The following is a 23,434-nucleotide window of genomic DNA, read 5'->3' on the forward strand; positions in this document are numbered from 1 at the left end:
TAAAGACGTCTTTTAGCCACGGAAGGACACAGAAGAACACGGAAAAACTGAACAAAAAGAGAGATCACAACAAACGACACCGTTCTCCCATCAACAGCGTCTCTCTTCATCGTTTTTTCCCACGCCCGCAGGGCGCTTCCGTGTTTTTCCGTGTCCTTCCGTGGCAGAAAACATCTCTTCACTATTTTTCCGCGCCTTTCCGCGGATTCCGCGGCAAACCCACCGGCTGTAAGCCATTCTCATCATTCGCGAATACAACTGATTACTTTTCGCCCATTGACGATCCTCAAAGGGCCTTCTAGTCTCAGATCTGTCGACCCCCACAAGGGGTTCCGGCACTGAAGTAGAAACCGTCGCTGGCCACAAGCCGGCAGAAAACAACAAGACGACCACGAAAGCCGTGATCCGGCCTGGTGGGAGAAGGTTTTGACATGATGGATCCGACGTTTGCCCTGGGACAGGTGTGTCCCGCTTCTGCCTATACGCGGCACTCCGCCGCCGACCTCACAGCATCGCCAACCGGGCCTGATTGGCCTGATAGCCCCCGACCCCCCGGTCAGCACCGTTCGATACAGGCCGCTCGCGGCCACTGAATCCGATTTTTGAACAGAGAATCCCTCTCGTGAGTTTGCTCACTTGATGGGAGTCCGTCTGGGGGAATGGTTATGCGTACCAATGTCAGTCTGAATGACGTTTGGGAACAAGAGACAGGTTTCGTCTACATGAACGGCAGCCAGGCACTGGCCCGGCTGCCATTGCTACAGGCCCGGCTCGATGAGAAGGCCGGGCTGAACACGGCCGGTTTTATTTCCGGCTATCGGGGATCGCCGCTGGGCGGTTTCGACAAAACGCTCTGGACCGCGAAAGACTATCTGCTCAAACACCGGATTCATTTCCTGCCCGGTGTGAATGAGGACCTGGGGGCCACCTCGGTGTGGGGTTCCCAGCAGGCCAACATGTTCGACCACGCCCGCTATGACGGCGTGTTTGCCCTGTGGTACGGCAAGGGCCCGGGGGTGGACCGCAGCGGCGACGTGTTCAAGCACGCCAATGCCGCCGGCACCTCCCAGTATGGCGGTGTGCTGGCGGTCGCCGGTGATGATCACGCCTGCAAGTCCTCCACGCTGCCGCATCAGAGCGACTACGGGTTCATGGATGCGTCCATGCCCGTGCTGCATCCAAGCGGTGTGCAGGAAGTGCTCGACCTGGGGCTCTACGGTTGGGCCATGTCCCGCTTCAGTGGCTGCTGGGTGGGTTTCAAGGCGCTGGCCGAAACCATGGATTCGAGCATTTCGGCGCACATTGATCCGGACCGCATTGAGATCCGCCGCCCGTCCATCGACCATCTGCCGGACGACGGCCTCAATGCCCGCTGGCCAGACCGGCCCTTGCAGCAGGAAGAGCGCCTGCACCGTTACAAGCTGGAGGCCGCTCAGGCGTTCTGCCGCGTCAACCGTCTGGACCGGATCGTGCTGGATTCGCCCGACGCCCGCATGGGCATCATCACCACAGGCAAGGCCTATCTTGATGTGCTTCAGGCACTGGCCGACCTGGGGCTGGGGGAGACCGAACGCCACGCCATCGGCCTGCGGGTCTACAAGGTGGCCATGCCCTGGCCGCTGGAGCCGGAGGGCGTGTTCGAATTCGCCCAGGGCCTGGATGAGGTGCTGGTGGTCGAGGAAAAGCGCGGCCTGATTGAGGATCAGCTCAAGACCCAGCTCTACGGCTGGCAGGATCAGGCCCGGCCCACGATCATCGGCAAGCGTGATGAGCAGGGCACCGAGCTGCTGCCGTCGGTCGCGGAGCTGTCCCCGGCCATGGTGGCCCGTGCCATCGCCTCTCGCCTGCGGAGCCGGTTCTGTAACGAGACTCTCCAGCAACGGCTCGATTTCCTCGCGGAAAAAGAATCCAGCCTGGCGCAGCCGAAGGACCGACTCGAACGCACGCCGCATTTCTGTTCCGGCTGCCCCCACAACACCTCCACCCGTTTGCCGGAAGGCAGTCGCGCGCTGGGTGGCATCGGGTGCCACTACATGGCGACCTGGATGGACCGGGGCACCGACACCTTCACGCAGATGGGCGGTGAAGGCGTGACCTGGCTGGGGCAGGCGCCATTCACTCACGAGAAGCATGTCTTCCAGAACCTGGGGGATGGCACCTACTTCCACTCCGGCCTGCTGGCCATCCGCGCGGCCATCGCCTCCGGTGCCAACATCACCTACAAGATCCTCTACAACGACGCTGTCGCCATGACCGGCGGTCAGCCGGTGGACGGCACGCTCACGGTCCAGCAGATCAGCCATCAGTTGTACGGGGAGGGCGTGCGGCGCATCGCCGTGGTCAGCGACGACATCCACAAGTACCCCTCGCGGGCCGACTTCGCCGACCGCACGACCTTTCACGACCGGGAGGACCTGGACGCGCTGCAGCGCGAGCTGCGTGAGATCGAAGGCTGCTCGGTGCTGATCTACGACCAGACCTGCGCGGCGGAAAAGCGCCGTCGTCGCAAGAAGGGCACCATGGAGGACCCGGACCAGCGCGTGCTGATCAATCCGGAGGTGTGCGAAGGCTGCGGCGACTGTGGCATCCAGTCCAACTGCCTGTCGCTGCTGCCACTTGAAACTAAACGGGGCCGCAAGCGGACCATCGACCAGTCCGGCTGCAACAAGGACTTCAGCTGTGTGCGCGGGTTCTGCCCCAGCTTCGTGACCGTCAAGGGCGGGCGCCTGCGCAAACCGGCTGGTGTCTCGGCGGATGTGGACTTCGGGGAGCTGCCAGAGCCGGTCTTTTCCGGCGAGCACGATCCCTACGGCATTCTGCTGACCGGTGTCGGCGGCACCGGCGTGGTCACCGTCAGTGCGCTGCTGGGCATGGCGGCCCACATCGAAGGCAAGGGCGTGTCGGTACTGGACCAGACCGGCCTGGCGCAGAAATTCGGCGCCGTGGTCAGTCACATCCGCATCGGTTCGGACCAGAACGACATCCACGCCGTCCGCATTCCCGCCGGCGAAGCCGACCTGATGATCGCCTTCGACCTGATGGTTGGTGCCAGTGACGATGCGCTCGCCAAGCTCGACAGCCGCTTCTCGCGCAGCGTCGTGAATACCGAGGAAGCCATGCCGGCGTCGTTCACCCGTCAGCCGGACCTGGCCTATCCCGGTGAGTCCATGGAAGACACTGTGCGCTCGGCCTGTGCCGAGGACGCGAGCTGGTTCCTGAACGCCGGCAAGCTGGCCAAAGCCCTGATGGGGGATGCCATGGCGGTGAACCTGTTCATCATCGGCTTTGCGTACCAGAAGGGGTTGTTGCCACTGAGCGCGGAGGCCATCGAACAGGCCATTGAGCTCAATGGCGTCGCGGTCCGGGCGAACCAGCAGTCGTTCCTCTGGGGGCGCCGTGCGGCGCATGACCTGGAGCGGGTGTGGAAACTGGCCTTCCCGCCGAAAAACGACGGCGTGGCCGTGCAGGTCATGGAAACCACCGACGACGTGATCGAACGGGAAAAGGCGCACCTGACGGCGTACCAGAATGCCGCGCTGGCTACCCGTTATGAACGCCTGGTGCGCCAGGTGGAGGTGACTGCCAAGCAACGCGTCGGCGGCGACCCGATGCTGGTGCGAACCGTCGCGGAGAACTACGCCAAGGTACTGGCCTACAAAGATGAATACGAAGTTGCACGACTGTTCAGCGATGGCAGCTTCCGCCAGTATCTGGACGAGCAGTTCGAGGGCGACGTGGAGCTGGAATTCAACCTGGCGCCGCCACTGCTCAGCCGGGCAAAGAAGGGCGAGCGCCCGCGCAAGCTGACGTTCGGCCCCTGGATGGAACGGGTCTTCCACATTCTGGCCCGTGGCAAGGTCTTACGGGGCACGATGTTGGACCCGTTCGCCTACACAGCGGATCGCCGGCTCGAACGTCGCATCATCCGTGAGTACGAGGCGGACATCGCCTGGCTGCAGCGCCACCTCAATGAGGACCATCTCAATGCCGCGCGCGAACTGGCCGCGCTACCCGGAAAGATCCGCGGCTACGGCCCGGTGAAGGAGGCGGCGTACCAGAGCACCCGCAAGGAACGGGACCAGCTCAGGGCGGACCTGAACCCGAACACGACATCGCACCGGCAGATTGCCAGCGCGGCTGTCTGAAACAGTCACCGGCGGGGCCCACAAGGCGCTGCCGGTGTCACCATCACCCACAAGGTGTGTCGAGAGAGAAGGTAACTGACTAATGAACGTTTTCAGCCATCCCGAGTTTGATGATCACGAACACCTGTCGTTCTTCAGCGACCCTGAAACCGGCCTGCGCGCCATTGTTGCCATCCATAACACCAACCGGGGCCCGGCGCTCGGCGGCTGCCGGATGTTTCCCTACGCCACCGATGAGGAAGCCCTGCGGGATGTATTGCGTCTCTCCCGGGGTATGACCTACAAGTCCGCGCTGGCGAACCTGGATCTGGGCGGCGGCAAGTCGGTCATCATCGGTAACCCCCACGAGCACAAGACCGAGGCGCTGATGGAAACCATGGGCCGCTGTCTGGAGCAGCTTGGTGGCCATTACATCGCCGCCGAGGATTCCGGCACGAGCGTGCCGGACCTTCAGGTCATGGGGCGGCACACCGGGCACGTCGCCGGCGTACAGTCACGACCGGGCTTTGACGGCGAGACCAGCAATGGCGACCCGTCGCCGGTGACCGCCTATGGCGCCTTTGTCGGGATTCAGGCCGCCGTAAAGCACCAGCTCGGCAGCGACAGCCTGGAAGGGCTCACGGTCGCGGTCCAGGGCGTGGGCAATGTCGGGTTCCGTCTGGCCAGGCACCTGCGGGATGCCGGGGCCCGGCTCTGGGTTCACGACATTCATCAGGCCAACATGGATCGGGCCGTTGACGAGCTGGGCGCGACCGCCGTCGACGGTGATGAAATCCTCTACCTGCCGGTGGACGTGCTGGCGCCCTGTGCTATGGGCGCGGTGCTGAACGACCAGTCGATCGACGGGCTGCATGCCCGCATCGTTGCCGGTGCGGCCAATAACCAGCTGGCACGCCCCGAGCATGACGCGATGCTTCACGAGCGTGGTGTGCTCTACGCGCCGGATTTCGTGATCAACGCCGGCGGCATCATCGACGTGTTCCACGAGCGGAAAGGATCGGAACCGGCGGAGGTGCGTCGCCATGTCGAATCCATCGGCGAGACGCTGACGGAAATCTTTGCCCGCTCGGCCCGGGACGGCCTGCCGACCGGCACCATCGCCAACCAGTTGGCGGAGGAACGCTTTCGGAACACCGTCCGATGAGACCCTGTTTGCAAAAAAACGCCAACAAAATCTGGCCATGAACGGGGATTTTATCGGTAAAATCCGCCCCCGAAATGTTTCGGGGGCGGCCATCACTGAGGTTCCAACCTCGCTCCCGAAAACAACAAGACTTTGCAGGAGACCGTATGACTGAATCATCTTCCGCAGCCGCTGACAGTGCGGCTGGTTCGCTTCCCGCCAACCGGGGCCGCTGGTCCTCCCGGTTCGCCTTTATTCTGGCCGCTACCGGCTCCGCAGTGGGGCTGGGGAATATCTGGAAATTCCCGTATGTCACCGGCGAAAACGGCGGCGGCGCCTTTGTGCTGGTGTATCTGATGTGCATTGCCGCCGTTGGTCTGCCGATCATGATGGCGGAGGTCATGATTGGCCGTCGCGGAGGCCGCAGTCCGGTCAATAGCATGCGCCTGATCACCGAACGGGACCGGCTCAACCCCGCCTGGCGGCTGATTGGCGTCATGGGCGTGCTGACCGCCTTCATCATCCTCTCTTTCTACTCCGTGATCGGGGGCTGGGCCATCTCCTATGTGGGCGTCACGGCCAGCGGTGGCCTGGCGGGCCAGTCGTCCGAAGGCATCGGCGAAATTTTCTCCGGCCTGCTGGCGGACCCGGGCACACTGATGCTCTGGCACACGGTGTTCATGGCCATGGTGGTCCTCGTCGTCGCACGCGGCGTGCGCGCGGGGCTGGAACGGGCCGTGAAAATCCTCATGCCGGCCCTGTTCGTGCTGCTGGTGATGGTTGTCGGCTATGCCATGACGACGGGACACTTCAGCGAGGGCGTCGCCTTCCTGTTTGAGCCCAACTTCGCCAACCTGAGCACCTCGGGCGTCCTGGTGGCCCTGGGCCATGCCTTCTTCACCCTGAGTCTGGGCATGGCGATCATGATGGCCTACGGGTCCTACCTGCCGAAGAACGTCTCCATTGCAAAAACCGCCATCTCCGTATCGGTGATGGACACCGTTGTGGCTCTGCTGGCGGGCCTGGCGATCTTCCCGATTGTGTTCGCCAACGGTCTTGAGCCGGGCGCCGGCCCGGGGCTGATCTTCCAGACCCTGCCGCTGGCGTTTGGTCAGATGCCGATGGGCAGCTTCTTCGGCGCGCTGTTCTTCATTCTGCTGGTGTTCGCCGCCTGGACCTCTGGCATCTCCCTGCTGGAGCCGCTGGTGGAGTGGCTGGAAGAGCAGAAGGGCATGAACCGGACCATCAGCTCGGTGGTCGCCGGCGTCGCCTGCTGGGCACTGGGCATCGCGTCCGTGCTGTCCCTCAACCTGTGGTCCGACTTCGCCCCGCTGGGCAGCTTCGCCATGTTTGAGGGCAAGACCATCTTCGACCTGCTCGACTTCCTCACCGCCAACATCCTACTACCGCTGGGCGGCCTGCTGGTGGCGATCTTCGTCGGCTGGTTCCTGTCCCGTCAGGCACTGGAAAACGAACTGTCCATGTCCGCCCGAGGGTTCGCGCTCTGGCACAACGTGCTGCGCTACTTCACCCCCGTGGCCGTGGCGGTTGTGTTCATCTATAACCTGACGTAACCACCGCCTCTGTCTGCCGACCGGTGACTGGCACAAGAACCGGTCGGCAGCTAACCTTCTGGCTGGAGTTGTTTTACCGCAAACCAGAAGGACCCGGTTTGAGCCGTATCAATCGCATCTATCGTATCCACGATATCTTCCGTAATGCCTCCCGCCCCGTGCCGATGCGGACTTTCATGGACGATCTGGAGGTCTCCCGCAATACCATTACCCGTGATTTTGAATACCTGCGCGACACGCTCGGTGCCCCCATCGAGTATTGCCGCGACTGGAATGGTCACCAGTACGCCCCCGATGCCCCTGTCTTTGAGCTGCCCGGCTTCTGGATGAACCCCAGTGAACTGCATGCGCTGCTGGCCTGCGAGCAGTTATTGGAGTCCGTCCAGCCCGGGCTGATGACCTACCACCTGGCGCCGCTTCGCCAGCGCATCCGGAAAGTGCTGGGAGAGGCGGGGCACGATGCCGAGCAGGTCAGTGAACGGGTGAGAATCCAGCCGGTTCAGCGACGCGACACCGACGACCGTATCTTTGATCCGGTGGCCGAAGCGACCCTTCGATCCGACCGACTGGTGATCGACTACAACAGCCGTTCCGGCAACGGTGCCCGTGAGCGGGAAATCTCTCCCCAGCGCCTGCTCCACTACCGCTCCAACTGGTATCTCCTGGCCTTCTGCCACCAGAGCGATGCCCTGCGCCTGTTCTCCCTCGACCGCATCCGGAAGGTTCAAGCCACCGACGGCACCGCCGAGCCGGTGAGCCCGGAAGAACTGGATGCTTTCACCTCCGGCGGCTTCGGCATCTTCGGCGGCACCCCGACCGCCACAGCCCACATCCGCTTCACACCCCACGCTGCCCGTTGGGTCGCGGAGGAACAGTGGCACCCGGACCAGACCAGTGAGTGGCGTGAAGGCTGGTATCACCTCTGGGTGCCATACTCCCAGCCCACTGAACTGGTGATGGATGTGCTCAAGTTTGGGGCCGATGCGGAGGTGATTGGTCCGATGGATTTGCGGGAGATGGTGGCTGGGAAGGTGAGGGCGTTGGCGAAAATTTACTGAGTGATGGTTGGGTGGTGCATTTTGGGGGGCAGTGGGGGTGATAGGGTTTTGCCATAAAACTCGAAAAGGGAAGGACTTGTGAATCTCACTTGGAGCAACGCGCCAGATTACTTTCGGTATTGGGGTAAGGCAAAGCCCTCAGAGGATTCTGACGGAACACCATGCCATCTATTGCCTTTCCACAGCCTGGATGTGGCAGCGGTTGGCCATCATCTGCTGGCGCCCCATACGGCCCGGTGCCAGGAACTGGCCGCGGCCATGTCGCTGGAGCCAGAGCAATTACAGTCGTTGTTTGTTTTCAGTCTGGCCGTGCATGACCTGGGCAAGTTTGCACGTGCGTTTCAGTCCCTGGCTGAGCCAGACTTGCCCGAGTTGGTCACGCCGGACTCGTCGCTGGCCTACGGTACACAGGAATGGCCCCATCACAGCGAAGCGGGCGCTGTTTTTCTCAAGGCTTTTCTCAAGGGCGAGCTCAAGCAGGAAGGTTTGCAAGCCTGGGGGTGGTTCGAATTAGGGAGCGGTCCCAACGATTTTTTGCGTATCTTGCTGGGAATGGCGTTTGGTCACCATGGCAAGCCGGTGGACGCCGGCAGCAACAAGCGTCCCTCGCCGGGTTTTCCCGAAGACCGTCAGGCGGCCTGGGAATACACCTGCGAAGTGGCAAGCTGGCTTCGTCCTCAATGGCCGGAGCAGGCACAGGACAAAGGCTGGTGTAAACATTTCAAGAAATTGACCTGGCACCTGGCCGGCTTTGCGGTGCTGGCGGACTGGCTGGGGTCCGATCAGTCGGTCTTTCCTTATCAGGCAACTCCACAAGCACTGGATGACTACTGGCAGAGCAAGGCGCTGCCACAAGCCGAGCGGGCACTGGAAAAACTGGGCTTTGGCAAACCTCCGACTCCATCTTCCTTTCCGGGCGTGCGGTCTTTCTTTGGCTTTGATCCGACGCCTTTGCAGCAATGGGCGCAGGACCTGACCTGGCAGCCCGGTCCCCAGCTTTTTGTGCTGGAAGATGTCACCGGTGCAGGCAAGACTGAAGCCGCCATGACCTTGGTGCATCGCCTGTTGGAAAACGGCCAGGCCCAAGGGGTGTATTTCGGCTTGCCCACCATGGCGACGTCCAATGCCATGTACGAGCGTGTGGCAAATACTTATCGCCGCTGGTACGACGGAGAGCAGGTACCCAATCTGGTGCTGGCCCACGGGGCGCGTCATCTCAAATCGGGCTTTGTTCAGTCCGTGATATCTGAACAGGAACGGGATCATGCCTATGGCGATGAGGAGCAAACCGCTTCGGCCGCCTGTAACCAGTGGTTTGCCGATTCGCGCAAGAAAGCGCTGCTGGCGGACGTGGGAGTGGGCACAGTAGACCAGGCACTGATGGCGGTATTGCCCTTCAAGCACCAGACTCTGCGTTTGATTGGTCTGGCCAACAAGGTGTTGGTGGTGGACGAGGTACACGCCTGTGACGACTACATGGCCAGGCTGCTGGAAGAAGTCTTGCACGCTCATGCCCAGCAGGGTGGCAGTGCCATCCTGCTTACCGCCACTTTGCCCCATGCCATGAAGCGTCGTCTGGTGGCGGCATACCAACGAGGGCGGGGCTTGGATGCCGAGCCGGTGGATGAGCAACCCGCTTTTCCGCTTGCCACCCATGTAGCGGATCAGAGCCTTGAGCAAGTACCACTTGCCACTCGTGACAGTGTGACTCGCCGGGTGGCGGTGGCGATGTTCAACCAACCAGAAGAGGTGATTGAGCATCTGATCGACACGGCCGAGCATGGTCAGTGTGGTTGCTGGATACGTAACACGGTGGATGACGCCATCGCCTCTTACCGGGCCCTGCGTGAACGGGCACCGGACCCGAGCAAGGTTATGCTATTTCACAGTCGCTTTGTCATGGCGGACCGGCAGGCCATTGAGCAAGCCGCGCTGGAACGGTTCGGCAAAGAGTCCAACGGGGAAAGTCGGGCCGGCTGGATTCTGGTCAGTACCCAGGTGGTTGAGCAATCCCTGGACCTGGATTTCGATCAGATGGTCAGTGACCTGGCGCCCATGGATCTCCTGATTCAGCGAGCTGGGCGCCTGCATCGCCATCGCCGAGACGGCAGCGGCAACCCCGTGGACACCGACGACCAGCGCCAGCCACCAGTTCTTCACCTGTTGGCGCCCCCCTGTGACGACCAGCCCGGCCCTGACTGGCTGTCCGCCCGGTTGCCGGGCACCGGCGCCGTTTACAGAGATCACGGCCAGCTCTGGCTGACTCTACAAACCCTGCGCGACGAAGGCGGTATCACCATGCCAGATCGCGCCCGTCATCTGATCGAGTCTGTCTTCGGTGAAGACGCCGAGAACCACATTCCCGAAGGGCTGCAGCAACGCCACCTGGATCAAGAGGGCGAACGCAGCAGTCACCGGGCCATGGCTGGCTTCAATCGCCTGGATATGGGGCAGGGCTACAGCGTTAAGGCCAGCCATGGCTGGATGGATGAGGTGAATGTTGATATCGGCACCCGCCTGAACGAGGAACCCAGCATCACGGTCACCCTTGTCCGTGAAGGTGAGGATGGCGCTTTGAAGCCTTGGGTAGATGCGGACCGCTTCGCTTGGGAACTGAGCCAATTGCAGACCCGCGAGTCTCTGGCAAAGCGCTTGCCGGAATGGCCGCAAGCACTAGCGGCAGAGCGTGAAAGATTGGTTGAGCGCTTTCCGGGCCTGAAATTTAGTCGGTTGTGGATTGTGGATGGGGATATTGGAGGTATGGCTTACAGTGCCGTCCTTGGTCTGCATAGGAGTCCCCGCTAGCGCGGGGAACGGAAGTGTTTGTTTTTACTGGCAAAAGTAAAAACAGGTTCATCCCCAAGGGATTGAGGAAGTAAGGAAAAGTATAACATGCTTCGGGGAAGGGTTGATTGCGAAAGTTAAAACCTTTATTGTTTTTTTGCCCCATAAAAACGCGCTGGGAACAGGTGCGTTACCGCAGCGCGCGTTGGTAGCACTGGAAGGGTAGCTCTAAAGCACTTTTCTGGCAATGCCTGTCGCGGTTGGGGCGAGACTCTGTTTCTAAGGAGGTGAGGCATGTGGCCAGTAAAAAGTCGCAAGTGATTTTTAGGCGACATATCACCCGAAAGGGTGAAGTTCTAGATGCCCATGACTATGGGCTCAAGGCATGGCCAATCCACATTGGTGGTAAGGCTAAGTCGGGCAGGAAGTCCCGAAAATAACACCGGTGCCCAGGGATGGGCGCCTCTCTCTTGAAGGAGCTACTTATGAATCTGTTAACCGACCCCTGGCTGCCATTCAAACGCCGCGATGGCAGACAGGAATATCGACCTGTCACCGCCATGGTGGACCCGGACGTTATTGATCTCGCTCTGCCTCGGTCGGATTTCCAGGGTGCAGCGTATCAATTCCTGATTGGTTTGCTGCAAACCACTATGGCACCGGAAGACATGGAAGAGTGGGTGGAGTGGTATCAAGCACCGCCCTCTGAGGAGGTCTGCCAGGAATATCTGGAGAAATGGGGACCGGCCTTTGAGTTTGATAGCGATGGCTCCGCATTTATGCAGGACCATGATGCGATGGCGGAAGAAAAGGCCACCGATATCGCGGCCTTACTGATTGACTCCCCTGGCGCTTCCACTATCAAGAACAATACCGATCACTTCGTTAAAGCGGGCAGAGTAGAACAGCTATGTCTGGATTGCGCCGCGATCGCGTTGTTCACATTGCAGATCAATGCTCCGTCCGGTGGCAAGGGGCACAGAACTGGCCTGCGCGGCGGTGGCCCCCTGACCACGTTGGTGATGCCCACCGCTTCAGGGAGCTCTCTTTGGCATCGACTTTGGCTCAATGTGCGGGATTCGGACAGCTGGACCTATGAGTCGCCCGGCGCTTCCGATGCCAAGGTCTTTCCATGGCTGGGGAAAACGAAGGTCAGCGATAAGGGCCAAGGGACTTACCCGGATGACGTTCACCCTCTTCACTCATACTGGGCCATGCCCCGGCGTATGCGTCTCAATATTGATGCCTCTTCCTGCGAGTGTGATCTATGTGGGCGGCGGGGCGAGTACACGGTTTCTTCGCTGCGGACACGGAACTATGGCTTCAATTACGACGGTCCCTGGACGCATCCGCTAACGCCTTACCGCTTCGACCCCAAAAAACCGGAACAATTACCGTATTCGCGCAAGGCACAAACAGATGGTTTGGGCTACCGACACTGGGAAGCCTTGACCATGAAGGACGAAGAGGAAAAGGGCTTTTTGCCGGCACCGGTGGTGCTTGATTACGTGGCCAAGTGCGATAAAGCCGACGATCTGGACGTGGCGTTGCCGGCGGTAGCCGGCTTGTGGGTGTTTGGTTATGACATGGACAACATGAAAGCCCGATGCTGGTATGGCGCGCATATGCCGCTATTGGCCTTAGAGGATGACGCGCGAGCTTTGGCCCAACTGTGGCTGCGGCAGATGATCGACCTTACGGAAAGCAGCTCTCGTCTTTTACAAACCCAAGTCAAGGAAGCCTGGTTCAGCCGACCCAAGGACGCCAAGGGAGATGTCAGCTATATCAGTGCATCCCTGTGGGAATCTACCGAGCAGGCCTTCTACCAACGCCTGATGGAATTGGGTGAATTATTGACTGGCGAAGCTCCCCCACAACGATTTCCTGCCGAGGTGGCGGCTAGCTGGTACCGCACCGTTACCCGCCAGGCCACTGACCTGTTCGATGAATATGCCCTCAGTGGCCCGGCGGAACAGTTGGATATGAAGCGCATTACGAAGGCCCGTAACGTCTTCCGCAAAAAACTCCATACCGGCAAGGAGGCAAAAGCCTTCCGCAAGATTGGGCGTCTGGACGACAACGGGCAGCCGCAAGAGGCCAGGGAAAAACAAGGAGAAACCGCATGAGCGATGAACCTTTTTATTTTCGCATCAAGGAACCCAGCGTCCGAGAGGCGGTGCTGGAATGGTGGCAGCAACTGGACAAACAGCGTGGAACTCGCGCCGAACTCAGGCGTAGCGACACGCTGGATGCGGTGTTGTTGACCGAAGGTTTTAGAAATCTTTGGCAGGCGCTGGAACAAACCGGTCAGCGTCGGGACCGGGACATGCTCTCCTGGGCTTGTGTGGCCGCCGCTCTGGCGGAAGTGCGTGAGCAACCAACAGCGAAAGACACCACGTTCGCGCGGCGGCTGGGAGAGCAAAAAGAAAAGACCGGTAAGCCCTACATGAGCGAAATGCGTTTCGCGCAACTGCAAAAAAGCCGTAGCGGTGATGATTTTCTGATGCGGCTACGCCGTGCTTTGTCGTTGATTAACAAGACCGCACCGGTGTTGTCCCTGGCGGATAACATCCTGCATTGGTTTCAGGAGCAGCAGGGCGATCAGGCTGCCCGGCCCATGGATCGCTTGGCGGTGCGTTGGGCCACTGACTATTTCACGGCGGTCAACGCCTACGACAAGTAAACCTTGATACACAAATAGAGCATCACAAAGGACTGATATCATGAGCACTTTTATCCAACTCCACCTTCTGACTTCCTACCCGCCGGCCAATCTGAACCGGGACGATCTGGGCAAACCCAAGACCGCCTTCATGGGCGGTGCCGAACGGCTGCGGGTGTCCTCGCAATCGCTCAAACGCCATTGGCGAACCTCTGATCTGTTTCAGGAATCGTTGGCAGGCAATCTGGGAACCCGTACCAAGCGACTTGGCCTGGAGGTCATGACGCGCTTGCAAGAAGGCGGTATCGCAGAAGGTAAGGCGAAAGACTGGGCCGGAAGAATTGCTGATGTGTTTGGCAAGCTGGAAAAAGACAGTGTGGAGCTGTCGCAACTGGCCCATATCAGCCCGGAAGAACGCCAGGCTGTGGATGCGCTGACCAAGACACTGATCGAGGACAAGCGGGCGCCAGAAAAGGAAGAACTGGACCTGCTTCGCAAAAAACCGTCAGCGGCGGATATCGGCTTGTTTGGTCGGATGCTGGCGGACGATCCCGCTTTTAACGTGGAGGCGGCCTGTCAGGTGGCCCATGCTATTACCGTGCATCCCGTGGTCATCGAGGACGACTACTTTACCGCCGTGGATGATCTCAACAGTGGCGATGAAGACCGGGGTGCTGCCCACATCGGTGAAACCGGCTTTGCCGCCGGCCTGTTTTACAGCTATGTCTGCATCAACCGCGACCAGTTGATCGATAATCTCCATGGCGACGAGGCGCTGGCGGACAAGGCCATCGCCGCCCTGGCGGAAGCGGCTCTCAAGGTGTCCCCCACCGGTAAGCAGAACAGCTTTGGTTCACGGGCCTATGCCTCTTACGTCATGGCGGAAAAGGGCTCCCAACAGCCGCGCTCCCTGTCGGTAGCGTTCCTTAAGCCGGTGCAGGGCCAGGATCAGGCATCGGATGCCATTGCGTGTCTGGAAGAACAAGCGCAGCGCTTCGATCAGGTGTATGGCGAATGCGCGGATCGGCGCTATAGCCTTAACGCTCACAGTGGGGAAGGCAGCTTTAAGGAGCTGATGGACTTTCTCAAACAAGACTAGGAGGCGCCCCATGGAAGCGTTGATTTTCCAACTCTACGGCCCTCTGGCCAGTTGGGGAGCACCGGCGGTGGGGGAAACCCGCCCAAGCTCGGATCACCCGGGCCGCGCCGCCTTGTTGGGTTTGCTGGCGGCGGCGCTGGGTATTCGCCGGGATGATGGCCCCGGCCAGCAGGCGCTGGCATCGTCCGTGCGTTTTGCGGTGAAGCAATTCAGCGCCGGCCGGCTGATGCGCGATTACCACACCGTGCAGGTGCCTGGCCGGGACAAGAAGGCCCGCTACTTCACCCGCAAGGATGAACTGGCCGTGCCCAAGGATAAGCTCAATACCGTGCTTTCCAGCCGTGAATATCGTCAGGATGGTTTGTGGCAGGTGGCGGTACTGCTTAATGAGCACAGCGACTGGAATCTGGATGAACTGCAAACTGCGCTGAAAACCCCGGTATTTACGCCTTACCTGGGCCGCAAGGCATGTCCGCTGGCGGCCCCATTGGCCCCGAAAAAAGTCCAGGCGAATGGATTGCGTGAAGCCTTCGCATCGGCGCCGCCCCGCATTTGCGACCAGCATGGCCGCTGGCTGCATTTGCCGGACAGCGTCGACTTCTACTGGGAAGATCATGCCGGTGATATCGCCGTGCAGGATACCCGCCAACCCTCGGACGACGTGATCAGCCGGGAGCGCTGGCAATTCGGCAGCCGTCAGGAACACCATGCACGTATCAGGGAGGAGGGCTGATGTATTTATCCCGCGTCAGAGTGGCGACTCAGGGGCTCGACCGTAACGCCCTGGTGAAATTGCTGTCGGGCGATGCCTACGCCAACCATCAGTTGCTATGGCGGCTGTTTACGCAAGAGGAGGAGCGACCATTTCTGTTTCGTCAGGAAATGGAAAAAGATCAGCTGGATTCCCAGGAATCGCCACGAGGACTGCCGCTTTTCTATGTGTTGTCATCACGCGAGCCCGAGCCAGTGCCCGGGGTGTTGGAATGCCAAAGCAAACCCTTCGACCCGAAGTTGTCGCCGGGTGATCGGCTGTTGTTCAAACTGCGCGCCAACCCCACAATGGCCCGCAAAACCGACGGCGAAAAACGCTCTCGTCGCCATGATGTGTTGATGGATGCCAAATGGCAGTGTCGGCAGCAAGGTCGGGATGCGCCCTGGGAAGTACGTGAGGCCATGGAAGCCAACGCCGAACAATGGCTGGTCAACCGTAGTGAAGCCTGGGGGTTTACGTTGGATACCACGCCTCAGTTGAGTGGTTACCGACAGCACCAGTGGCAACGCAAACAGCGGCAGATCCGGTTTTCCTCCGTGGATTATGAAGGTGTGATCACCGTGGCTGACCCGGAGCGTTTGCGTGCCGCCTTGTTTAATGGCGTGGGTCGTAGCCGCGCCTTTGGGTGCGGCATGCTTATGGTGCGGCGTGGATAGCGTATGGCCTTCGTTCCGCTAAAGCCCATTCCCATCAAGGACCGCGTCTCCATGGTCTTCGTGGGGCGCGGTCAGATTGACGTAAAGGATGGGGCATTCGTGGTTATTGATGAAGTCAACGGCGAACGAATGCACATTCCGGTCGGGTCGACTGCCTGTCTGCTTTTGGAACCTGGAACCCGTGTCTCTCACGCTGCCGTTAAGCTGGCTTCGACGGTTGGCACTTTGCTGATTTGGGTCGGGGAGGCCGCCGTCCGTCTTTATTCCGCCGGACAGCCTGGCGGTGCCCGGTCCGACAAATTGCTGTATCAGGCACAGCTCGCGCTGGATGACTCACTTCGGTTAAAGGTTGTGCGGCGGATGTTTGAGATCCGCTTTGGTGAGGAAGCGCCGCAACGTCGCTCAGTCGATCAGCTGCGCGGCATTGAGGGCGCAAGAGTGCGCAAACTGTACCAGCAGCTGGCGAAACAGTACGGGATCAAGTGGCAGGGAAGACGCTATGATCCCAATAACTGGGACAAGTCGGACCCAGTGAACAAGTGCCTTTCGGCAGCGACCGCCTGTCTTTACGGAGTGACCGAAGCCGCGATTCTTGCTGCCGGATACGCCCCAGCCATCGGGTTTCTGCATTCCGGGAAACCCAAAAGTTTTGTCTACGACATTGCTGATCTGGTTAAATTTGAGACGGTTGTTCCAGCGGCCTTCAAAGTGGCGGCTACCGGGCCAACTCGTCCTGACAGGCAGGTTCGTATTGAATGTCGGGACGCGTTCCGGAAAAGTCGTGTGTTGGATCAACTCATCCCACTCATTGAGGATGTCCTGGCCGCAGGCGGCGTGGAACCGCCGCCACCTCCAACCGATTCTCAACCTCCCGCCATACCGGAACCTGACTCAATGGGCGATCAAGGCCACCGGAGTCAATAGCATGGCAATGCTTGTTGTGGTTACGGAGAATGTCCCTCCAAGGCTTCGTGGGCGCCTGGCAATATGGCTGCTTGAGATTCGAGCAGGCGTGTATGTTGGCGACGTCAGCAAGCGAATTCGTGAAATGATCTGGGATCAGGTCAATTCGCTGGCCGAAGAGGGGAATGTCGCCATGGCCTGGTCGTGCAACAAGGAATCCGGTTTTGAGTTTCAAACCTATGGGGAAAATCGTCGAGAGCCAACGGATCACGACGGATTGCGGTTGGTGCGGTTTCTCCCTCCAAAAGATAACTAGCTGATTATAAAAGCTCTTTAAAAAGGCGTTGTTTTCTGAGAAAAGGGCAGAAAGCTGGTGGATCGTGATGCACTTTATTTTCTCAAGGAAAACAGGTGTGTACGATTAGACTGTTCCCCGCGTTCGCGGGGATGAACCGTTCTGGCTCACTTGCTACGATTTGAGCAACCTCTGTTCCCCGCGTTCGCGGGGATGAACCGGTGGCCGGTTGGGTTCCCGATCCCCGTGACATCTGTTCCCCGCGTTCGCGGGGATGAACCGGTGGCCGGTTGGGTTCCCGATCCCCGTGACATCTGTTCCCCGCGTTCGCGGGGATGAACCGGGGCTCCAACCCATCGGCGATCCCGGCCGACACTGTTCCCCGCGTTCGCGGGGATGAACCGAGCATCGGTCAGCTCGTCAAAGAGCTGGACTCCTGTTCCCCGCGTTCGCGGGGATGAACCGCGTGGCACCCATTCCCAAATCACCCACTACTACTGTTCCCCGCGTTCGCGGGGATGAACCGAATTGTGCGAGGAAGCGTAACCCGCCCTGCCCCCTGTTCCCCGCGTTCGCGGGGATGAACCGCTGGCAGATCACGCGAACGATGACGGCGAGTGCTGTTCCCCGCGTTCGCGGGGATGAACCGACACCAGAGCTGTTTGCCGTTCGCGAATCGCTCTGTTCCCCGCGTTCGCGGGGATGAACCGGCGGAGCAGAAGAAGCGCGTGGCCGGGATCAACTGTTCCCCGCGTTCGCGGGGATGAACCGGAGCCACACCTATGTCAACGTCAATCTGTCATCTGTTCCCCGCGTTCGCGGGGATGAACCGCGAGCGAGGTTCAGGGCATGAGCTACGGCTGCCTGTTCCCCGCGTTCGCGGGGATGAACCGGACGAGGTCAGGGACGACCTCTCCCCTGCGTCCTGTTCCCCGCGTTCGCGGGGATGAACCGCGGAGGGCGCGGCATGATCCCAGGCAACCAAACCTGTTCCCCGCGTTCGCGGGGATGAACCGCTACAAACCGAAACAGCTTTGTCAGGCCGGTTCTGTTCCCCGCGTTCGCGGGGATGAACCGATTTACGGGAACGCAAGGGGTCAGAACGGAAACTGTTCCCCGCGTTCGCGGGGATGAACCGGAACGGGCGGCCAAGGAGTTTGACCTCCTGCCCTGTTCCCCGCGTTCGCGGGGATGAACCGGACACTAGTATCACGCTAATACGCGGGGAACGCTGTTCCCCGCGTTCGCGGGGATGAACCGCCAGGTACCGCTCCCGGTTATCTCGATCCATCCTGTTCCCCGCGTTCGCGGGGATGAACCGCAGCCTGAGCTTCTTTCATGTGCTCGCTTTTCCTGTTCCCCGCGTTCGCGGGGATGAACCGGCGTAGATCAGCTCAATCAGCTCCGAGAACACCTGTTCCCCGCGTTCGCGGGGATGAACCGGTTTCCGACGTATTACATGGACTCATTGACAACTGTTCCCCGCGTTCGCGGGGATGAACCGCGGATCGACGCCTAGTGTTTTTTCCTGAAAAACTGTTCCCCGCGTTCGCGGGGATGAACCGGCGGACGAGTCGCTGTGGGATATGAGGCGCGCCTGTTCCCCGCGTTCGCGGGGATGAACCAGGCGAGCTTCCCAGAATGGTGACTGAGTTTGACTGTTCCCCGCGTTCGCGGGGATGAACCGGGTTGAAAGGCGACGGCGAAAAATTTTTGTCCCTGTTCCCCGCGTTCGCGGGGATGAACCGAGCGACAGGTGCCGCCACGCATGCAGGTATATCTGTTCCCCGCGTTCGCGGGGATGAACCGGCTCTGCAACGGTTCGAGCGTTTCCATGACATCTGTTCCCCGCGTTCGCGGGGATGAACCGACTACTTGCCCTCTTGCTCGCCCGCTTCCAGGCTGTTCCCCGCGTTCGCGGGGATGAACCGGATTGGGCGTTTTGCTGGTTGGTGGTAGTCGTCTGTTCCCCGCGTTCGCGGGGATGAACCAGTCACGCTCTGACTCCGTTCGTGGCGTCCACGCCTGTTCCCCGCGTTCGCGGGGATGAACCGATGGGTATGAGGAGTGTCCTCGCTGTGTCGGCCTGTTCCCCGCGTTCGCGGGGATGAACCGGCTGTCCGTCACGCCAAACAGAGAGGCACCAGCTGTTCCCCGCGTTCGCGGGGATGAACCGTCATACATCCCCTTCTCGCCGTTATAATGCGGCTGTTCCCCGCGTTCGCGGGGATGAACCGCTCTGTCAAGAGCTGCTGACCCACTGATTTATCCTGTTCCCCGCGTTCGCGGGGATGAACCGCCCGATGCACGATGATGCAACTATCCGGAAATCTGTTCCCCGCGTTCGCGGGGATGAACCGGCTGTCAGAGCATACGACGCAACTGGCTTTGCCTGTTCCCCGCGTTCGCGGGGATGAACCGCTGATTGAGAAGCGGGAACGCCCGGGCCATGGCTGTTCCCCGCGTTCGCGGGGATGAACCGTTCCTCCGCCACGGGTGGGGAAAGCGAGAGACCTGTTCCCCGCGTTCGCGGGGATGAACCGCGGCCAGCGCTACTGGCGACCTTCTTTACCGACTGTTCCCCGCGTTCGCGGGGATGAACCGTAACCAGCATCGACAATGCGATTGCACGCCTGCTGTTCCCCGCGTTCGCGGGGATGAACCGGAGACGAAACCATGGCCAACGCAGAAAACGCCTGTTCCCCGCGTTCGCGGGGATGAACCGGGAACAACCATTGAACAGATCGCAGGGATGAACTGTTCCCCGCGTTCGCGGGGATGAACCGGCCTAATCCGGCCACCGTGGAGCCCCATCAATCTGTTCCCCGCGTTCGCGGGGATGAACCGAACGAGTCGCCGCGGTCGATCGTGAACGTCTGCTGTTCCCCGCGTTCGCGGGGATGAACCGCCCTGAAACTGGTCCGGGATGAGCAGGCGAAACTGTTCCCCGCGGTCGCGGGGATGAACCGGTGTGCATGCCTCGTTCGCAGAGCCAATCTTCCTGTTCCCCGCGGTCGCGGGGATGAACCGACAAGGGTAGTGGCGTTCGCGATACCTTTTGCCTGTTCCCCGCGGTCGCGGGGATGAACCGGAGTTCCACAACCTCGCCTACCAAATGCACAACTGTTCCCCGCGTTCGCGGGGATGAACCGCCGGTTTGGCGTAAACCGGGATCGAACTATCCCTGTTCCCCGCGTTCGCGGGGATGAACCGCATGTTGGTGATCGCCTGTTGCAGATAGCCCCCTGTTCCCCGCGTTCGCGGGGATAAACCGCTGTTCTCCGTCCAGTCGATGACGTGCCAGTTGTGTTCCCCGCGTTCGCGGGGATGAACCGGATCAGAGCCCCTCCAAAACCCGATCCCAGCACTGTTCCCCGCGCTAGCGGGGATGGACCATTAAAGTGCTCTTCTTGGTTGATGACCGGCTTGAGTTCCTCACTACCCTCGCGCACCTGATCGACGAAACACGAGAAAGCCAATTATTGCGTCACCAACCCGTTTCGCTAAACTCAAAAACCCGGATGGATGTAAGCCTCGACCGGTAGAGCGGCGGGCGCCAACAAGCGTCGGCGTGTTGCGGGTTTTACCCCCGCCATCCATCTGTCCTCACTCCCGACTAACTCTCCGAGGGTTTTCTGGTCGCCCTTGCGGGCGACTCCGAAGTCGGAGACATCGGCTACATTGATGTCGCCATCGCCTCAGGCTGGAAAAGGTTGGCGGAAAGGGTGGCCATGAGAAGTTCAAGCATCCAGAGAAACCGGGTTATGTCGTGGTTTCGCACCCGCGAAAAGATATGCCGCCGGGCACTCTGTGCACTATCTACGGACAGGCTGGATGGGGTTGGAGGTAACGATGTTGTTCCCGGTTTACGTTCACAAAGGCGACGAGAAGCACGCCCATGGGGCCGAGCTACCGGATTTTCCGGGGTGCTTTTCTGCGGCGGATACCTGGTCTGATCTGCCTCGGAAGATCCAGGAAGCCGTTGAGCTTTGTTGCGAGGATGAGGAAATGATGATTCCCTCACCGACCCCGCTGGATGACCTGCTGGAGAATCCTGACTACGAGGGCGGGGTCTGGATGATGATGGACATTAATCTCACAACCCTGAAGACGAAATCCGTCTGACTTAATGTCTGCCTGCCTGAGGGCCGTCTTCGTCAGATTGACGATGAGGCGTGAGCACGCCACATGAGCTGGTCGGCGTTCCTTGCGGTGTCAGCGCAGAATAAATTAAGTGACGCAACGGAAGTGCCTGGGTGGATTCAGTAATCAGCGTATGAGCTGAGGTCGCTCACACAGCCGTTCTCAAAATAGACGTAGTTGTCCGATCCGTCTGCCCAGTGATACGCCCACTGGGTTGATGCACCACCTGAATGGATGCTGTCCGGATGCCGCCAGGCCCGTCGCACGTCGTCCGGTTTCATGCCGGAGACCACTTTGTTCTGGATGATGAGGCGCTTCAGTCGAGTGGATTGAATGTGGGGGCAGGGGGCTTGCTGACTCTGTGACGCTTTTCGTTCTCTCTCGTAGAAATCGATCCCTTCTGTGTTCTCGTTGGACAGCGTCCCGCCGGTCAATGCAGCCTCCGCTTCCACCTTTTCGGCATTATCCCCGCACGGCTCATCAGAGAACTGCGTCTTGTCGTTCTTAACGCACTTGTAGATCTGAGCCTGAGCCGAGAACGTCAAAGGTAGCAGTGCTGCCACGGCTAACAGGCGAATTCCTTTCATGCGCTCTCCATAGCAAGGCATGACTCCATTTTAGGAAACGAACGAATCGGGTGAAAGGCGATCATTGATTCACCAACCCGTTTCGCTAAACGCAAAAACTCGGATGGATGTAAGCCTCAACCGTTAGAACGGCACGTGCGTGAGCATCTGCGTGTTGCGGGTTCGATTCCCGTCATCCATCCGTCTTCACTCCCGAGTCAGCCTTCGAGCGTTTTTCTGGTCGCCTTTGCGGGCGACTCCGAAGTCGGCGACATCGGTGACAGTGATGCCCTCTCGGTCCTTGATTCCTTGTGTGCGACGTCATAATCTGAGACCTGTTAACCGGTCTTTTCAGAGGTCTTTAAAGTGACTCATGTTGTGTACAGTGACATTACTGCCAGCATCTCTGAACTAAAGAAGAATCCCATGGCGACGGTCAGCGAGGGAGAGGGATTGCCCATTGCGATTCTGAACCGGAACAAGCCGGCGTTCTATTGCGTGCCGCCAGAGGTGTATGAGGCGTTGATCGAGCGGCTTGAGGACGAGGATCTGGCGGCCATTGTCGAGCAGCGTCGTGGTGGTGAAACGGTCGAAGTGAGCCTGGATGACTTATAGGCTGCTATTCGATAAACGAGCGCTCAGGGAATGGCGTAAGCTCTGCGGCAATGTTCAGCAGCAATTCAGAAAGAAGCTTTCCCAGCGTCTGGTTCACCCTCATGTTCCCGGTGATCGCCTGTCCGGCTATGAAAATGTGTACAAAATCAAGCTGAGAAATGCGGGCTACCGCCTTGTTTACGAGGTGGATGATGATGTCGTTACCGTGACGGTGATTGTGATTGGTAAGCGCAACCGGGGAGACGTCTATCGGGCGTTGCGTCGGCGCTAGGAGTCTGCGCGGTGGAGATCGTGCCAGGCGAGAGCGTCCCACTGCGAATCCATTTTGACGGTCATTTGAGTCGCATAGTGGTTCTATGTAGCGACAATGAGCGCTCAAAAGGGCATCGCAGTGGGGCGGTCGCCCTTGCGGGCGACTCCGAAGTCGGAGACATCGGCTACATTGGCGTTGCCATCACAGACAGCTGCGAGGGGCTGGCTGGATTTGCGGGCCAGCCCATGTTTGCCTGTCAGCCCAGCGCTTTCAGCGCGCTGTCGTAATCCGGCTCTTCACCAATCTCCGGCACCAACTGGCTGTGCAGCACCTTGTCGTGTTCGTCCAGCACGACCACGGCGCGGGCGCACAGTCCCCGGAAGGGTCCGGAGGCCAGGTCAACGCCGTAGTCGCTGCGGAATGCCGCGTTGCGGAAGCAGGACAGGGTGATGACGTCGTTCAGGCCTTCGGCGCCGCAGAACCGGGCGGCTGCGAAGGGCAGGTCGGCGGAGACGACCAGCACAACGGTGTTGTCCAGGCCGCTGGCTTCCTCATTGAACTTACGTGTCGACGCGGCGCAGACGCCGGTGTCGATGCTCGGAATAATGTTGAGAATCTTGCGCTGGCCGGCCCAGTCGCCGAGTGATTTGTCCTCCATGTCCGGGTTGACCAGCGTGAACGCCGGTGCGCTCTCGCCGGGTTGGGGCAGGGTGCCATTCACGTCGACGGCGTTGCCGCCAAGAGTGACCGTTGCCATAAGTGCCTTCCTTTCCGGTTGTGTTCAGA

18 protein-coding genes and 1 CRISPR repeat array are annotated in these 23,434 nt (G+C 59.9%); of the genes, 16 read left to right on the forward strand and 2 right to left on the reverse strand.

Translation table 11 applies throughout. The features are described from left to right. Positions 1–659 precede the first annotated feature (659 nt). The 14 genes from C8D92_RS01735 (at position 660) to C8D92_RS01800 (ending at position 21,196) form a co-directional block, all read left to right on the forward strand. The gene (locus C8D92_RS01735; protein ID WP_423837060.1) at positions 660–4,145 is read left to right on the forward strand and encodes an indolepyruvate ferredoxin oxidoreductase family protein; all 3,486 of its coding nucleotides are present in this window, start codon (positions 660–662) and stop codon (positions 4,143–4,145) included. 82 nt (positions 4,146–4,227) lie between these two features. Next, a complete protein-coding gene (locus C8D92_RS01740) occupies positions 4,228–5,289 on the forward strand; it encodes a Leu/Phe/Val dehydrogenase (protein WP_116918254.1) in 1,062 nt (353 codons plus the stop codon). Between the two features lie 146 nt (positions 5,290–5,435). Then, positions 5,436–6,842 carry a sodium-dependent transporter gene (locus C8D92_RS01745; RefSeq protein ID WP_116918255.1) on the forward strand — a complete coding sequence of 469 codons (1,407 nt, stop codon included), beginning with the start codon at positions 5,436–5,438 and terminating at the stop codon, positions 6,840–6,842. Positions 6,843–6,940: 98 nt separating this feature from the next. Further along, complete coding sequence (locus C8D92_RS01750; RefSeq protein ID WP_116918256.1) at positions 6,941–7,900, forward strand: helix-turn-helix transcriptional regulator; 960 nt, start codon at positions 6,941–6,943, stop codon at positions 7,898–7,900. A gap of 78 nt (positions 7,901–7,978) precedes the next feature. Next, entirely contained in the window at positions 7,979–10,705 is a 2,727-nt protein-coding gene (cas3, locus tag C8D92_RS01755) for a CRISPR-associated helicase Cas3' (protein ID WP_116918257.1), read from the forward strand. A 464-nt stretch (positions 10,706–11,169) separates the two neighbouring features. Then, positions 11,170–12,810, forward strand: a complete 1,641-nt coding sequence (gene casA, locus C8D92_RS01760) for a type I-E CRISPR-associated protein Cse1/CasA (RefSeq protein ID WP_116918341.1) — start codon at positions 11,170–11,172, stop codon at positions 12,808–12,810. Then, the gene (gene casB / locus C8D92_RS01765; RefSeq protein WP_116918258.1) at positions 12,807–13,367 is read left to right on the forward strand and encodes a type I-E CRISPR-associated protein Cse2/CasB; all 561 of its coding nucleotides are present in this window, start codon (positions 12,807–12,809) and stop codon (positions 13,365–13,367) included. Before casA ends, casB begins: the two co-directional genes overlap by 4 nt. A gap of 40 nt (positions 13,368–13,407) precedes the next feature. Beyond that, positions 13,408–14,445 (forward strand): type I-E CRISPR-associated protein Cas7/Cse4/CasC, encoded by a 1,038-nt coding sequence (cas7e, locus tag C8D92_RS01770; RefSeq protein WP_095612445.1) that lies wholly within the window; start codon positions 13,408–13,410, stop codon positions 14,443–14,445. Positions 14,446–14,455: 10 nt separating this feature from the next. Further along, on the forward strand, positions 14,456–15,178 hold the full coding sequence (gene cas5e / locus C8D92_RS01775) for a type I-E CRISPR-associated protein Cas5/CasD (protein ID WP_116918259.1): 723 nt from the start codon (positions 14,456–14,458) through the stop codon (positions 15,176–15,178). Next, positions 15,178–15,873, forward strand: a complete 696-nt coding sequence (cas6e, locus tag C8D92_RS01780; protein WP_116918260.1) for a type I-E CRISPR-associated protein Cas6/Cse3/CasE — start codon at positions 15,178–15,180, stop codon at positions 15,871–15,873. The genes cas5e and cas6e overlap by 1 nt, the downstream gene beginning before the upstream one ends. A gap of 3 nt (positions 15,874–15,876) precedes the next feature. After that, positions 15,877–16,797, forward strand: a complete 921-nt coding sequence (gene cas1e, locus C8D92_RS01785) for a type I-E CRISPR-associated endonuclease Cas1e (protein WP_095612419.1) — start codon at positions 15,877–15,879, stop codon at positions 16,795–16,797. A gap of 1 nt (position 16,798) precedes the next feature. Continuing rightward, positions 16,799–17,092 (forward strand): type I-E CRISPR-associated endoribonuclease Cas2e, encoded by a 294-nt coding sequence (cas2e, locus tag C8D92_RS01790; RefSeq protein WP_116918261.1) that lies wholly within the window; start codon positions 16,799–16,801, stop codon positions 17,090–17,092. A 110-nt stretch (positions 17,093–17,202) separates the two neighbouring features. Continuing rightward, a CRISPR array of direct repeats spans positions 17,203–20,467; the repeat unit is 29 nt; unit sequence CTGTTCCCCGCGTTCGCGGGGATGAACCG. Between the two features lie 307 nt (positions 20,468–20,774). Continuing rightward, positions 20,775–20,921: a type II toxin-antitoxin system HicA family toxin gene (locus C8D92_RS01795; protein ID WP_116918262.1), complete on the forward strand. Its 147-nt coding sequence runs from the start codon at positions 20,775–20,777 to the stop codon at positions 20,919–20,921. 2 nt (positions 20,922–20,923) lie between these two features. Beyond that, positions 20,924–21,196 (forward strand): type II toxin-antitoxin system HicB family antitoxin, encoded by a 273-nt coding sequence (locus tag C8D92_RS01800; protein WP_207775094.1) that lies wholly within the window; start codon positions 20,924–20,926, stop codon positions 21,194–21,196. 137 nt (positions 21,197–21,333) lie between these two features. Here the strand turns inward: C8D92_RS01800 and C8D92_RS01805 are convergent, their stop codons facing one another. Further along, complete coding sequence (locus C8D92_RS01805) at positions 21,334–21,801, reverse strand: DUF4124 domain-containing protein (RefSeq protein WP_116918263.1); 468 nt, start codon at positions 21,799–21,801, stop codon at positions 21,334–21,336. A gap of 345 nt (positions 21,802–22,146) precedes the next feature. Here C8D92_RS01805 and C8D92_RS01810 point away from each other — a divergent pair, with 345 nt between their 5' ends. Beyond that, the gene (locus C8D92_RS01810; protein ID WP_116918264.1) at positions 22,147–22,395 is read left to right on the forward strand and encodes a type II toxin-antitoxin system Phd/YefM family antitoxin; all 249 of its coding nucleotides are present in this window, start codon (positions 22,147–22,149) and stop codon (positions 22,393–22,395) included. After that, positions 22,385–22,666, forward strand: coding sequence for a type II toxin-antitoxin system RelE family toxin (locus C8D92_RS01815; RefSeq protein ID WP_116918265.1), 282 nt, complete (start codon positions 22,385–22,387; stop codon positions 22,664–22,666). The genes C8D92_RS01810 and C8D92_RS01815 overlap by 11 nt, the downstream gene beginning before the upstream one ends. Positions 22,667–22,904: 238 nt before the next feature. Here C8D92_RS01815 and tpx read toward each other — a convergent pair whose 3' ends face one another. Continuing rightward, on the reverse strand, positions 22,905–23,405 hold the full coding sequence (gene tpx, locus C8D92_RS01825) for a thiol peroxidase (RefSeq protein ID WP_116918267.1): 501 nt from the start codon (positions 23,403–23,405) through the stop codon (positions 22,905–22,907). Positions 23,406–23,434: the final 29 nt, after the last annotated feature.

It is taken from the genome of Tamilnaduibacter salinus (assembly GCF_003096655.1).
Lineage (GTDB): Bacteria > Pseudomonadota > Gammaproteobacteria > Pseudomonadales > Oleiphilaceae > Tamilnaduibacter > Tamilnaduibacter salinus.

What these genes read in the sequence shown, in the direction of transcription:
- C8D92_RS01735 (WP_423837060.1), top strand. Translation starts at nt 660, where the DNA reads ATGGTTATGCGTACCAATGTCAGTCTGAATGACGTTTGGGAACAAGAG.
- tpx (WP_116918267.1), bottom strand. Translation starts at nt 23,405, where the DNA reads ATGGCAACGGTCACTCTTGGCGGCAACGCCGTCGACGTGAATGGCACC.
- casA (WP_116918341.1), top strand. Translation starts at nt 11,170, where the DNA reads ATGAATCTGTTAACCGACCCCTGGCTGCCATTCAAACGCCGCGATGGC.
- cas6e (WP_116918260.1), top strand. Translation starts at nt 15,178, where the DNA reads ATGTATTTATCCCGCGTCAGAGTGGCGACTCAGGGGCTCGACCGTAAC.
- C8D92_RS01805 (WP_116918263.1), bottom strand. Translation starts at nt 21,801, where the DNA reads ATGAAAGGAATTCGCCTGTTAGCCGTGGCAGCACTGCTACCTTTGACG.
- C8D92_RS01815 (WP_116918265.1), top strand. Translation starts at nt 22,385, where the DNA reads ATGACTTATAGGCTGCTATTCGATAAACGAGCGCTCAGGGAATGGCGT.
- C8D92_RS01745 (WP_116918255.1), top strand. Translation starts at nt 5,436, where the DNA reads ATGACTGAATCATCTTCCGCAGCCGCTGACAGTGCGGCTGGTTCGCTT.
- C8D92_RS01740 (WP_116918254.1), top strand. Translation starts at nt 4,228, where the DNA reads ATGAACGTTTTCAGCCATCCCGAGTTTGATGATCACGAACACCTGTCG.
- casB (WP_116918258.1), top strand. Translation starts at nt 12,807, where the DNA reads ATGAGCGATGAACCTTTTTATTTTCGCATCAAGGAACCCAGCGTCCGA.
- C8D92_RS01800 (WP_207775094.1), top strand. Translation starts at nt 20,924, where the DNA reads ATGTTGTTCCCGGTTTACGTTCACAAAGGCGACGAGAAGCACGCCCAT.
- cas2e (WP_116918261.1), top strand. Translation starts at nt 16,799, where the DNA reads ATGGCAATGCTTGTTGTGGTTACGGAGAATGTCCCTCCAAGGCTTCGT.
- cas1e (WP_095612419.1), top strand. Translation starts at nt 15,877, where the DNA reads ATGGCCTTCGTTCCGCTAAAGCCCATTCCCATCAAGGACCGCGTCTCC.
- cas5e (WP_116918259.1), top strand. Translation starts at nt 14,456, where the DNA reads ATGGAAGCGTTGATTTTCCAACTCTACGGCCCTCTGGCCAGTTGGGGA.
- cas7e (WP_095612445.1), top strand. Translation starts at nt 13,408, where the DNA reads ATGAGCACTTTTATCCAACTCCACCTTCTGACTTCCTACCCGCCGGCC.